Source organism: Thalassomonas sp. M1454 (genome assembly GCF_007097525.1).
Taxonomy (GTDB): Bacteria; Pseudomonadota; Gammaproteobacteria; order Enterobacterales; family Alteromonadaceae; genus Thalassotalea_A.
On the sequence record NZ_VKDD01000006.1, the window covers coordinates 47,225 to 60,308 of the forward strand.

15 protein-coding genes are annotated in these 13,084 nt (G+C 36.3%); 9 read left to right on the plus strand and 6 right to left on the minus strand.

The window, feature by feature from the left end:
* Nucleotides 1-62 precede the first annotated feature (62 nt).
* From FNN08_RS12895 to FNN08_RS12905, 3 genes are all read left to right on the plus strand, one after another.
* Nucleotides 63-356 (plus strand): isoamylase early set domain-containing protein, encoded by a 294-nt coding sequence (locus tag FNN08_RS12895; protein WP_143586442.1) that lies wholly within the window; start codon nucleotides 63-65, stop codon nucleotides 354-356.
* 124 nt (nucleotides 357-480) lie between these two features.
* Complete coding sequence (gene glgC / locus FNN08_RS12900) at nucleotides 481-1,755, plus strand: glucose-1-phosphate adenylyltransferase (protein ID WP_143586443.1); 1,275 nt, start codon at nucleotides 481-483, stop codon at nucleotides 1,753-1,755.
* A gap of 10 nt (nucleotides 1,756-1,765) precedes the next feature.
* Entirely contained in the window at nucleotides 1,766-3,322 is a 1,557-nt protein-coding gene (locus FNN08_RS12905; protein WP_143586445.1) for a glycogen synthase, read from the plus strand.
* 33 nt (nucleotides 3,323-3,355) lie between these two features.
* On the opposite strand, the gene FNN08_RS12910 is transcribed toward FNN08_RS12905, so the two are convergent.
* The gene (locus FNN08_RS12910; protein ID WP_143586447.1) at nucleotides 3,356-4,021 is read right to left on the minus strand and encodes a GAF domain-containing protein; all 666 of its coding nucleotides are present in this window, start codon (nucleotides 4,019-4,021) and stop codon (nucleotides 3,356-3,358) included.
* Nucleotides 4,022-4,298: 277 nt separating this feature from the next.
* Between FNN08_RS12910 and folX the strand changes: the two genes are divergently transcribed.
* The 4 genes from folX to FNN08_RS12930 are packed head-to-tail and all read left to right on the plus strand — an operon-like array spanning nucleotide 4,299 to nucleotide 6,366.
* Entirely contained in the window at nucleotides 4,299-4,658 is a 360-nt protein-coding gene (gene folX, locus FNN08_RS12915; RefSeq protein ID WP_143586864.1) for a dihydroneopterin triphosphate 2'-epimerase, read from the plus strand.
* A 1-nt stretch (nucleotide 4,659) separates the two neighbouring features.
* The gene (gene folM, locus FNN08_RS12920) at nucleotides 4,660-5,382 is read left to right on the plus strand and encodes a dihydromonapterin reductase (RefSeq protein ID WP_143586449.1); all 723 of its coding nucleotides are present in this window, start codon (nucleotides 4,660-4,662) and stop codon (nucleotides 5,380-5,382) included.
* Between the two features lie 21 nt (nucleotides 5,383-5,403).
* A complete protein-coding gene (gene folE, locus FNN08_RS12925; RefSeq protein WP_143586451.1) occupies nucleotides 5,404-6,096 on the plus strand; it encodes a GTP cyclohydrolase I FolE in 693 nt (230 codons plus the stop codon).
* A 12-nt stretch (nucleotides 6,097-6,108) separates the two neighbouring features.
* On the plus strand, nucleotides 6,109-6,366 hold the full coding sequence (locus FNN08_RS12930; protein ID WP_143586453.1) for a DUF5062 family protein: 258 nt from the start codon (nucleotides 6,109-6,111) through the stop codon (nucleotides 6,364-6,366).
* A 24-nt stretch (nucleotides 6,367-6,390) separates the two neighbouring features.
* Here FNN08_RS12930 and FNN08_RS12935 read toward each other — a convergent pair whose 3' ends face one another.
* Both FNN08_RS12935 and FNN08_RS12940 read right to left on the minus strand, forming a co-directional pair.
* Entirely contained in the window at nucleotides 6,391-7,200 is an 810-nt protein-coding gene (locus tag FNN08_RS12935; protein ID WP_143586455.1) for an acyl-CoA thioesterase, read from the minus strand.
* Nucleotides 7,201-7,306: 106 nt separating this feature from the next.
* Complete coding sequence (locus tag FNN08_RS12940) at nucleotides 7,307-7,837, minus strand: DsrE family protein (RefSeq protein WP_143586457.1); 531 nt, start codon at nucleotides 7,835-7,837, stop codon at nucleotides 7,307-7,309.
* A gap of 134 nt (nucleotides 7,838-7,971) precedes the next feature.
* Between FNN08_RS12940 and FNN08_RS12945 the strand changes: the two genes are divergently transcribed.
* Complete coding sequence (locus FNN08_RS12945; RefSeq protein ID WP_143586459.1) at nucleotides 7,972-8,598, plus strand: DUF1326 domain-containing protein; 627 nt, start codon at nucleotides 7,972-7,974, stop codon at nucleotides 8,596-8,598.
* 133 nt (nucleotides 8,599-8,731) lie between these two features.
* Nucleotides 8,732-9,370: a DUF2182 domain-containing protein gene (locus FNN08_RS12950; RefSeq protein ID WP_143586461.1), complete on the plus strand. Its 639-nt coding sequence runs from the start codon at nucleotides 8,732-8,734 to the stop codon at nucleotides 9,368-9,370.
* Nucleotides 9,371-9,379: 9 nt separating this feature from the next.
* On the opposite strand, the gene FNN08_RS12955 is transcribed toward FNN08_RS12950, so the two are convergent.
* From FNN08_RS12955 to FNN08_RS12965, 3 genes are all read right to left on the minus strand, one after another.
* Nucleotides 9,380-10,528: an endo-1,4-beta-xylanase gene (locus FNN08_RS12955; protein WP_143586463.1), complete on the minus strand. Its 1,149-nt coding sequence runs from the start codon at nucleotides 10,526-10,528 to the stop codon at nucleotides 9,380-9,382.
* Nucleotides 10,529-10,559: 31 nt separating this feature from the next.
* Nucleotides 10,560-12,041 carry a sulfatase gene (locus FNN08_RS12960; RefSeq protein ID WP_143586465.1) on the minus strand — a complete coding sequence of 494 codons (1,482 nt, stop codon included), beginning with the start codon at nucleotides 12,039-12,041 and terminating at the stop codon, nucleotides 10,560-10,562.
* Between the two features lie 120 nt (nucleotides 12,042-12,161).
* Nucleotides 12,162-12,947: an alpha/beta fold hydrolase gene (locus tag FNN08_RS12965; protein WP_143586467.1), complete on the minus strand. Its 786-nt coding sequence runs from the start codon at nucleotides 12,945-12,947 to the stop codon at nucleotides 12,162-12,164.
* Between the last annotated feature and the right edge of the window lie 137 nt (nucleotides 12,948-13,084).

The following is a 13,084-nucleotide window of genomic DNA, read 5'->3' on the forward strand; positions in this document are numbered from 1 at the left end:
TGCACCTTAGTTGCGCAATCTTGAGCTTATAAAATTTTTTAATAATTTTTGTAGGAACAATTATGATTACTAAGAAGTTTTTTAAAACCAAAGATGAAGCAGAAGTTACCTTTGAATTTCAACGTGACGATATAAATAAAATTGAACTTGTGGCTGATTTTAATGAATGGCAGCCAGTTGCAATGAAATATAATAAAGCCAGTAAAGCATTTAAAACTAAGGTTCGTTTACCCAAGAATGAAACTTTCCAGTTTCGTTATTTAATCAATGATAATGAATGGGAAAATGACTATAAAGCGGATCTTTATCTCGCCAATGAATTTGGTAGTGATAATAGCATTGTCATAACTACTTAAGACTAGTTCAAATTAACCTAACACTTTACATTAATTCGATATTAGTTCTTATCATTAGTACTAATATCGGATATAACAGTATTATCTCAATACAAACAATCAGATACCGCATTACGAGGACGCTATGCCAATTACTTCAAATCGCTATATAAGTAACTTAACTCGAGATACCTACGCACTTATTCTAGCTGGTGGGCGTGGCTCTCGTTTACATGAATTAACCGATTGGCGAGCAAAACCTGCAACATTTTTTGGTGGTAAATTTAGGATTATTGACTTCCCTCTTTCTAATTGCATAAATTCAGGAATTCGTAAAGTCGGCGTAGCAACGCAATACAAGTCACATTCACTTATTCGTCATATTAATCGAGCGTGGGGACATTTTAAAAAAGAAATGGGTGAATCGGTAGAAATTTTACCGGCTTCGCAGCGCTATGGTGAAGGGTGGTACGAAGGCACTGCTGATGCGGTTTTTCAAAATATTGATATTATCCGTCACGAATTGCCAAAGTACGTAATGATTTTATCTGGCGATCATATATATCGTATGGACTATGGTGCCTTGATAGCCAAACACGTAGAAACTGGCGCCGATATGACAGTTTGTTGTATTGAAGTACCAACAGAAGAAGCCGCAGGAGCCTTTGGTGTAATGACGGTTGATGAAAATAATAAAGTTTGCCGCTTTGATGAAAAGCCAGAGCAACCTTCGCAAGTACCAGGAAAGCCAGGCGTTACTTTAGCTTCAATGGGCAACTATGTTTTTAATACCGAATTTTTATTTGAACAACTAAAACGTGACCATGAAAAAGAAGCCTCAAGTGGCGACTTTGGTCACGATATTATCCCTGAGATTATAAAATCGCATAATGTGTTTGCTTTTCCTTTTCAAGATCCGGAAACAGGTGGCCAGCCATACTGGCGTGATGTAGGTACATTGGATTCATTTTGGCAAGCCAATATGGAACTTGTGTCTGCCGAACCGCAGCTAAATATGTATGATCCTAAATGGCCTATTTGGACTTATCAAGAGCAAACTGCACCAGCTAAATTTGTTTGGGACGAGGAAAACCGCCGAGGTACAGCAGTTAACTCAACAGTTTCCGGGGGTTGTATTGTATCTGGTGCGACAGTAAAAGAATCGCTACTGTTTTCACAAGTTAGGGTTAATTCTTTTAGTTACATTGAAAAGTCAGTAATACTGCCGGGAGCCAAAATTGGCCGTAATACTAAAATTTTCAAAGCCATAATTGATCGAAGTGTTAGTATACCTGAAAACATGCATATCGGTGTCAACCATGAAGAAGATAGAGCAAATGGTTTCCGTGTTACTGACAAAGGCGTTGTCCTAGTTACTCGTGAAATGATCCAAGCTTACTTAAATAAACAAGCACTCTAGGGGCGATATTTTGTTAAAAGTATTAATGGCTGCCTCGGAGAACGATGCTCTGCCAAAAGGAAAAGTAGGTGGCATAGGCGATGTTATTCGTGATATTCCCAAGTTCTTAGCTCAACAAGATGTACATGTTGATGTACTTATCCCAAGCTATCAATACCAGTCAGTGGTAAATGATTGCGAATTAGTACTTACATTAGACGTACCATTTCAGGGCGAAATTAAACATGTAGAACTTTTTAAAGTAAATAATATAACCAATAAAAATGTGACGCAGTGGGTATTTGAGCATCGAAATTTTTGTGTTGGCGAGCCAGGACAAATATATTTTGATGATGGACCTCACAAACCTTTTTGCAGTGACTCAAATAAATTTGCCCTATTTTCAGCGGCAGTTTGTGAATTAATTTGTGGTGCTTGGTTCGATAAAATTGATGTATTACATTTGCATGACTGGCATACGGCTTTCATACCTATGCTGCGTGAATATGAGCCAAGATACAATAAATTGAAACATAAAAAGCTCGTTTACAGTATTCACAACTTAGCTATTCAAGGTACACGTCCGTTAGAAGGTGATGAAGCATCTTTGCATTCTTGGTTCCCGACCTTAAATTACGATGTCGATGTTATTAACGATCCCCGCTACACACACTGTATAAACCCAACTCGTACAGCAATTAATCTAGCTGATGCGGTGCATGTTGTATCACCGAATTATGCCAAAGAAGTTATGCAACCGAGTGACCATGAAAATGGTTTTGTCGGTGGTGAGTGGTTAGAGCAAGATTTAATCAAAGCAAATAAGCAAGGTCGATTATTCGGTTTTATCAATGGTTGTGACTATGATTTTGTACAACCAAACCCTATTTCTAATGCTGAATTATTAACTAAAATAGCAGATAAAATAACTGTCTTACAGAGCCATGAAAAACGCGAGAGACAGGTTCATAACATTGCTAATGAACGTTTGTTATATTGGTCTAAAACTCCCAGTAATGGGCCTTCTTTGGTTAGTATTGGACGTCTGACCGAGCAGAAAGTAAAACTATTATTATTACCCGAAGGTGAGCAACTTGTCCTCGATAGCTTGTTACAGCAACTCGATGAAAATGATGCAAGAATGATCATTTTAGGATCTGGTGATCCTATGCTTGAAGATATTGTTACACAAGTTATGGCGAGGAATAAAAATTTACTTTTTATAAATGGTTACTGTGATAATTTATCGCAAAATTTATATGTAAATGGCGATTTATTTGTGATGCCAAGCTCTTTTGAGCCTTGTGGGATTTCACAGATGTTAGCTATGCGTGCCGGCCAGCCTTGTATCGCACATAAAATTGGTGGTTTAGCAGATACTATAGAGCATTTAGAGTCTGGGTATTTATTTTCTGGTTCAACATTTAACGCTCAAATAGCTGACTTTAAAAAGCAGCTAGCGATTGCTTTACAAGATATACAAGATAACTCAAAACAATGGCAGCATATTCAAAAATCAGCAAAGGCTAAACGCTTTTATTGGCAAGATAGCATTAAAGGTTATATTGATAAACTATATAAAAATTAAGGATTTAGACCAATAAAAACAATCAAATTGGTCTTATATTTTTTGTGCGTATTTGTCTTCAGCGATATCAAACTCTTTTGAATTGGTAATATAAGGGTGATCTTCGAGAAATATTTCAATCGCCCTTTTCACTTTATTACTTATGAAGTCAATTTTATCATCGAAGAAATGTTTACGATGATCTTCAGAATCAAAAATACCAATCACATCACCACTTGGCCCAAAGATAGGGCAGCATAATTCTGACTTCACTTTCGCATCACAACGATAATATGGACCATCATGGTTATCTACATCAGGAATATAATGTTGCTGTTTTTCCATGATCACACGAGTGTTAATTGACTTTTTTAAGTTCTCTTCTGAAATTTCAAACTCAGCTTTTGACATTTCACCGTTATAAACGTACTTCACTAACTTGTCGCCATGGCGCAAGTAAATACCAAACCAAAGCACATCAGTTTTAAGGTGGATCCAGCGTACTAAGCGGTTTAAGCGAGCAAGTAAATCTAACAAATTCTTTTTTTGTTCTTCACTATCTACGTATTGTAATAAGTCATAGGTATTGCCAGGGACTTTATAAATAGGGCAAGTGCCGTCGTCATTTAATTGTGGCTCTACATAGCTAAGCAAATGATCATGATTGTCTAAAGTGTTAATTGGCTCATAAAGAACCCCTAATATGTCAAATAAACGCATTTTCTCTACCTATTGGCTAATACAACATGATATTAATGATAACTAAATGTAAATTTAGATGTTTAGACGTCTAAACATCTTTTAAGCATTATACACAAGTTAACTTTAATGCCAATATTTAAATATAAAGTTTGTATAACTTTGTAAACTTTTTATTGGGGATAAGCGTATTAATTAGTTAAACCCTTGTTATACTAAATTTAATCGCCCGTAGCTGTTATCGAGAAGTGGAATGCAAAACGTTGAAAATATTAATCGCAGTAATAGTTCGCTAATAATTGAAGAAGCGACCATAAATATAATAAATTTACGATTAAGAACTTATATTGGTTTTAATCCTGAAGAGCTAACCAAACAACAAGATATTGTGATTAATGCACAAATAACTTATCCAGCAGGTAACGCCTGTAGTACTGATGAAGAGACACAAGCGTTAAACTATAAAACCATCACTAAAAAAATGATCGCTCACGTTGAAGATGGCCACTTTAAGTTGTTAGAGAAACTTACCTCTGATTTATTAGAAATTGCAATGGCATCAGAATTAGTAACTTTTGCTAAAGTGACGGTAGAAAAGCCACATGCCCTTCGCTTTGCTGACTCAGTATCTTTAACACTTAGTGCCAAGCGAAATTAATATGTTAGCCAACGCAATCCTTATTACAGGGGCAAGTCAAAGGCTTGGCTTTGAGTTAGCTAAAGCATTACACACTGACAACACACCTGTTATTGTGAGCTATAGAACCGAGCGTGAGAGCATAAAAGAATTACGCAGCTTAGGCATTTTTTGTATCCAAGCTGACTTTTCAAATAATGGCGCCATCGAGGTTTTTGCCAACCAGATACATGCTAAGTGTTCATCACTAAAAGCCATTATCCATAACGCTTCAGATTGGCTTGCTGAAAGTGATGAAATAAAGCCAAGCGACATCATGAATACAATGCTGCAAATTCATGTGCAGACACCTTATCAACTCAATTTATCACTGGAAAAATTGCTGTTAACTTACGCTCAGCAAAATAAAATAGCTGCAGATATAATCCATTTTACCGATTACATCGTAGATAAAGGTAGTAAAAAGCACATAGCTTATGCAGCAAGTAAAGCAGGATTAGCAAATTTAACCTTATCATTTTCTGCAAAATTAGCGCCACAGGTTAAGGTAAATTCTATTGCGCCATCGTTATTAATGTTTAATGAAAATGATAGTGCAGCTTATCAGCAAAAAACCTTAAAAAAATCGTTAATGCAAATAGCTCCAGGAGCTATTGAAGGCATAGAAGCCGTGCGGTATTTACTGAAAAGTAGGTATATAACAGGACATACTCTACACTTAAATGGTGGTAGAGCTTTAGTCTAACAGTTACTGATTGGGAACTTTATGAATACAGCACAAGCAAAAAAATTAGCATCAATAGCAAATAATACGGCCACGAGCGCAGAAGCCAAGTTGGTACAACAAGCTCTCATAAGTGCTGGTTTAGAAACGCCTATGCACAAAGGCTCTTCATTATCTAGCGATGAAAAGTATCAAAAGATCAAACACGCTTTTACTGAGATCAGTGAGGCTTTAGGTTTAGACTTAACTGACGATAGCTTACAAGAAACGCCACATCGTATTGCCAAAATGTATGTTCAGGAAATATTTTCCGGCTTAGATTACAGTAACTTTCCTAAAATAACGGTTATTGATAATAAGATGGCCAATGATGAAATGATCATGGTCAAAGACATTAACTTAACTAGCACTTGTGAACATCATTTTGTTACTATTGATGGCTTAGCTAAAGTTGCTTATATTCCCAATAAAACCATTATTGGTTTATCTAAAATTAATCGTTTAGTACGTTTTTTTGCCCAACGCCCGCAGGTACAAGAACGTCTTACCAAGCAAATATTAATCGCATTAAAGGCGCTTTTGGCAACAGAACATGTTGCCGTTACCATAAATGCCGTGCATTATTGTGTAAAAGCACGTGGTGTTATGGATTCAAATTCATCAACCACCACCACAGCACTTAGCGGCTGCTTCAAAACTAATTCAGCCAGCCGAGCTGAATTCATCAGTAATTAGAAAGCGAATCAAATGAAAAAATTAAAAAATGAATCAGCGTTATTAAAAATAGCATTAAGTGTTGGTGAAAAGTACGCCATAAATAGGGGCTATAGTAGTTTTAAAGCAACCGACGCATCAAAGCAAAAAATTGAGGCTTTGTATCGATTACTGGTACAAGACAAGATGGTTCACCCTTTGCCAGAAGACCAAGAAGGCTTGCTTGATATGAAACACAAGTTAGCTTTATGGATCCAAAAGAAATTACCCGAAGGTCATGAATTACTTTAATTTAGCTTTTAATTAAAGCCTAAATTAATCAAAAATTGCCACAGTTTGACGACTGATGGCAACCAATTCACCAGCGCTATCCCAAACATTAGCTTCGGTGTGACCATAACCGTCTGCAGCTTGTCGGGTTTTTACTTGAAAAGCGAACCAATCGGTCGGTTCAACTACTTGATGCGGGTGAATAAATTCGACATTCCAACTTACGCTACTTACAGGAGCGGGCCAACTCATCATTTGCATTACCGGCGGCGCCCAACCATCAATTAAAGCAATAAGGTGAGCGTCAGTTATTTGCTCAGGTGGTTTAGTAAAACGCATCCATCCCTGGCCTCTAGACATTTTGCTACCTGAAAACGGTAAGCTTCCTTCAACCACATTTAAATCGATATGTTGTAAAAATTTAGGTACTAACTTAGGTATTTGCGGTATGTACTTAGCTTTCTTAGGTTTGGGCATATTGTGAAAATCAAGATTTGTTACTGCAATTTTAGACGATCTTGCCACGCCAAAAGTCGCTTGTGTCATTACGCAGACTTTGTCATCTTGCATTGCTTTAGCGATAACTTGGCTTACATTTTTACCCTCTCGCAATATTTCAACTTCAATCGTTAATGTGCAGTCTACGGCTATTGGCCCAACAAAATTAGTGGTTAAAGAGCGTAATACTCTATCTTCACTTACTTTTCTGCGTATTGCCTGATAAACCAAAGCAGCCGATATGCCGCCAAAAACAGTGCGACCTTGTGCCCAGCTTTTATTAATAGTGACTTGTGCTGTATTACACTCAGAAGATATTTGCTGATTAACTTGTTGTAGAAGATTGTCGATATGCATGGCTAATTCACAATGAAAAAATACCGAGTTAGTATATCAATATAAACCTATTTTACTAGCATATCGCGACATAATAGGCGAAGTTAGCTTAAATTTATTCAAACAATTAAAACGGGTTTAGTGTATAGCCTTGCTGTTGCAATAAAGCATTGGCTGTCATAGCTGACAGCGCAAGTTTAACCTCAGGATTAACCATATTTTGAGTTATGCCTAAATAACTTGCTGACTGGCCACATAAATAGATATCTACATTGGCTTTAAATAACTCATTTACCAAATCGGCACTTTTATTTGCTTTAGCGAATAACTTTTTATATTCAGTCGGTGTTAATAAATCAAAGCCAGCTTTACCATGAACAACTAAAGCGACCTCAATATTCTCAATAGGCACACCTGCCCTAACGTGCATATTAATAAAACGAGCAACCGTGTTAAAGCTGCCATTGACTTCACCTTGCTCGTTTACCTTTGATACGTCAAAAACCACCTTAAACTTTTGTTGTTCAGGATCCATTAGGCCATTTTCAACGACTACATTTTTACCATAGCTTTTGATCACCGGCCCAGTTTTAAATTCAGCACTTTGAGCTGTTAAAGACAGTATAAAGATCAAGATAAAGGTAAAAGATTTAAGCATTTCAACAACCTGTAATGATTCAGTTAAATATTAAGATAATCAGCTATTACAGTAACAAGAAATCGTATCAAGGGTAAACCGGAAAGTTCATGGATCTAGTCTATAATTAAGGATCCTTATAGGAGGTGTATATTATGTCTAATGATTATTCTTGGGCATTATCCATGCACCAAATTGAAAGTTGTAGCTGCAGTCATGGCTGTGGTTGTCAGTTTGGCGGTTTTCCCGATAGTGCTAACGGTGGCTGCGAAGCCATTCTAGGTTTTCAAGTGATTAAAGGCCACTTTAATGACCTTGATTTGAGCGGTTGTAAAATGGTGTTTGTTGCCATGTGGCCAAAAGCCATGCATGACGGTAATGGCAAAGGGGCATTATTTATCGATAGAAGTGCCTCTACTGAACAAGTTACCGCCTTAGCCACCATAATGTCTGGTCAAGCAGGTGGTATGCCAGTTGAAGCAATAGCCAGTTTATTTACTGAATTTGAAGGCCCTATTATTAGTGATATCGTTATGGATCCACAAGATCATACTTCAACAGTATCTATTTCAGGTGTATTAGCAACAGGGCAAACACCGCACATCAATCCGGTAACAGGTTTAGAAAACAAGGTTCATATCACCTACCCTGAAGGCGGATTTATGTGGAATGATGGTTTTATCGGCAAAACCACGGAGCTTAAAGTTAACCATGGTAATTTAGCCTTTGACTACAAAGATACTTTTGCCGCAAAAGCAATTGTAAATTGGCCTAACGCTTAGCTATCAATAATTGATACAAACATTACTTGCTTGGGAGCAACTGTTTTTGTTGGCATTATACTTAAAAAGATTATTTAACTTATTTACTTTAGTTTTTATCATCTTTTTAAGTTGGTATTACATGGTTTATGGCATGACTATGAATATGGAGCCAGTGGCAACATGGACAAGTGTGGATATTGCCTTATTGTTTATGATGTGGGCCATAATGATGGCAGGCATGATGTTGCCTTCAATAATACCGGTAATGCTATTAATTGATAAAATTAATGCCACTAGCAAACAACAAACCAACGCCTATACACCTACTTTATTTTTCGCTTTTGGCTATACCATTGTTTGGATCATTTATAGTTTAGCGATAACTTTAATTCAGTGGTGGCTACATCAATTAGCCTTATTAAGCCCGATGATGGTGAGCAATAATATAACATTTAGTGGTTTAATTTTAATCATTGCCGGAATTTATCAGTTTACCCCATTAAAACAACAATGCTTGAAACTGTGTCGCTCACCACTATCGGTTATTAGCCAAGAACTAATCCCTGGTAAAATTAATGCCATCAAATTTGGCTTCAAACATGGCCAGTTTTGTGTTGGCTGTTGTTGGTCTTTAATGGCGGTATTATTTGTAACCGGGGTAATGAACCTACACTGGATTTTACTGCTTACCTTGATGGTAATCATTGAAAAGTCGCTACCCAAAGGAGAGTTATTTAGTAAGGTTTTTGGTGTGTTATTAATTTTACTGGGTTGCAGCTATTTGATTTAATCACTTAATTTATTTAGTAGAGCTTGCAACAGGCTGTTTTTTCAAACCAATAACTTGCTGATAAGCCGCCTTAGCTTGACCATGGCGATTAAATAATAAAGGGTAACTTGTTCTGCCTTTTATTGGCCAATTATTTAACCAAGAGTCTTGGTCCGTTACGCCCCAAAAAGTTACTCGTTTAATCGACTTTTTATGTTTTAAAAACAGCTCAAATATATCTTTATAACGCTGAGCTAAGGCCATATCTACAGCTTGCGGTAACCCATCGGCGTAGGGGTTGTTGTGCTTTGTCATCGGCAACTTTAATTTGGTATTAGCACCAAATTGAGATTTTTCTCTTGGCAGCACATCAATATCTAATTCAGTAATGTGGACATCAACGCCAGTATTAGCAAAAGCCACAATGCTTTTCTCTATTTCCGCAATTGATGGAGAATTTAATGACCAATGAGCCTGCATGCCTATTCCATCAACTCTTATGCCTTTGGCTTTCATCTGTTTAACCATTTTGACTACTGCATCTCGCCTACCCGGAGCTGTCATACCAAAATCGTTGTATATAAGCTCGGTGCTTTTAGGGAGATGTTTGTCAGCAATAATAAAGGCTTGCTCAGCAAAGTCTTCACCTATAATTTCAATCCACTTTGAATTACGCCATTGGCCATTGCTTAAAATGGTTTCATTAACAACATCCCATGCATGGATTTCATTCGTGTACCTTTTCGATAAGAGTTTTACCCTTTCATTCATTCGCGCAAGTAACTGCTCACGATTTAGCAACTTGTGTTTATTGTGTTGAAACACCCATTTAGGCGTTTGGTTATGCCAAAACAACACATGACCAACAACGTAATGATTATTTAAAGCACCAAATTCAACAAAATTATCAGCGGAGTTAAAATTAAAGGTATTAGCTTTTGGGTTCAATGGCCCCCATTTAAGCATATTTGCCGAAGTTACACTGTTAAACTCTCGATTAATAAGTTGCTTATTAGCGTGATTAGAAGTGTCGACAAACTCAGCTTTTAAAGAGGCGCCTATATAAAAGTCGTTACTAAAAGCTTGTTTTAGTGAAAGAGTCTCATTCGCTAATGAAAACGGAGACATAAGCACAATAGATAAACACAACAGCAGTCTATGTAATTTAGATTTGTGCATTATGAGTCCCCTATCGAAAAACGGTAAATAACTAGTCACCTATAATATTACTGGCGTACTTAGTATGTAAAAGCGTACTTAACTTAGTAACAACATCAGCATAATCGGCTTCATCAACAACATTAATATTTTCATCAACATCGGTTCGATGATCATAAAGCATGCGTGCGAAGGTCTTATTTTTATCGTTAATAAATTCAGTGTAACTATATTGATGGGTTTGAATGGTATAGCCTTTACCATTTTTTAAGAACACATGGTCTTTACCTTTTAAGGTAGGATCATTAAGTACCGGTACTAAGCTTTTGCCAGCTAATTCATGCTTTGGTAGTTCAAGATCTAATAATTCAACAAGGGTTGGATAAACATCAACTAAATCAACTAAAGCATCTGTTGTGCTACCTTTTCCCATTGTTGGTACATGAAGCATCAAAGGTACTCTAGTTGATGTTCTATAAGTTGTATATTTAGCCCATTGAGTGTGCTCTTGCAGGTTATAACCGTGGTCAGATACAAAAATAACGATAGTATTTTTATCTAATTCTAAGTCAGTTAATGTAGTCATTATTTGACCAATTAAAGCATCAACATAACTTACCGTTGCGTAATATCCATGTATTAATGAAATTGCCGTTTCATCACTAACAGGGCCTTGCTTAGGAATGTCGGTATAAGCACGAAGCTCTCCCCAATTGCTTATTGATACTTTAGGGGCATTTTTAGGCACGTAATTATTATTTGGTAGTTTTATATCTTTACGATCATACATGTCCCAATATTTGCTTGGTGCATTAAATGGTAAATGTGGCGCAATAAATCCAGCAGTAAGCAAGAAAGGTTTATCACTATTTTTTAAACGCTTTAAATCACTAACCACTTTATCGGTAAGTATGCCGTCAATGTATGTATTATCACTAACATCGGCTCTTTCGAACGATGGACCGAGATCGGTAGCTTTATATAATTCGATATTTTCAGGTAATTGATAATCTTTCCATAAAGATTGCCAGTAATCTAATGGTGACAACCCTTGCTCATTTTTATCAAACGCGTATGGGCGCCACACTTCATCCCAGTCAGAGGTTCTATCGTCTAAGTGATGATAAACCTTACCATTAGAGATCGTGGTATAGCCGTTATCTTTTAATAATCTTGGTAGGGTAACTTGCGCAGGCGTTTCTAAATCTACTCGAGTATTGTAGTCAATAAAGCGAGTCTTAGTAGGTAGTAAGCCAGTTAGCATACTCGCTCGCGATGCACCGCAAACAGAAACATTACTATAAGCTTGAGTAAACTGCACCGAACGGTTAGCTAGTTTATCAATATTAGGAGAGATAATTTGCTCAGAACCATAAGAGTTTAATTCTGGCCTTAAATCGTCCATGTACAGCAATAAAACATTTGGTTTTTTACTGCTATTTTCATCGGTAGATGCAACACTATCGGTTGATACTGAAGATTCGGAGCAGGCAAATAATACTAAGATTAGAGTAGATAATATTAATTTTTTCATTAGCTTAGGTTCGAATTATTATTGTTTTATAATTCAAGTTTATAACAGCAATACTTAGTTTACTACTGTTATTGACAACCTTATCAATAGTGAATTAAAAAGCTCATGGTGAGCCGTTTATTAGTTAATATTTTTAATAAAATTGATTGAGTGGAAGTTAAATTCGTCTGACTTTTCAATATTACAAACATGACCGCAGTCAACAATCTCAGTCAATTGGCTCATCTCTTGTTTTGCGACAATTTCTTTAACCGGACGAAGAAATAAATAATCATTACCTCCCATTAAGTACAAGGTTGGCGTATGAGTTTTAATACTCTTGTAGTATTTCATTAAAGGATTCACATCAGCAGCTAACTTATACCAACGCTTAAACTCTTTTTGACAAAGTTTTTTGGCGTCATTTATAAATAAACTTCTCGACTCACCTTGACCTTTTTGTGGCATCAATACATAAGCAAATAAACGATATAACCACATATAAGGCATAATATGTTTGAACATATCGCCGAGTTTCACCAAGAAATTAGAGCGAAAATCAAAACGAGTTACAGCTCCACCAAGTACCATAGACTGAACTCTTTTAGGGGATAGTTCAGCTAGCTTTTGAATAATAATAGTACCTAAAGAAATACCAACAAAATGAGCTGATTTAATTTTTAAGTGATCAAGCACTTGCACTATATCTAAAGTGACATCGTTAAAAGTATAACCTTTTTTCAGCTTTTCTTTGAATGAAACAGCTTTCGATTTGCCATGGCCGCGTAAATCAATAAATAACAAGTTGAAATGTTTTTTGTATTCTTTTATTTGTTTAAACCAAACATTAGAACTGCCGCCGGCACCATGAATAAAAACCACCCATTGTGAGCTTTGAGGATGCAAAATTGATTTGTGATACAACATAGGAATGATTAAGAATACTAACTTTAAACAATGTCCCTACAATAACATGAAATTTTGATAACGAATACAAAACCGCCATTAATTAATTCATCCAATTAATTATTTAACGCTTAAGTTTTATCTTTTTACCTAGACTT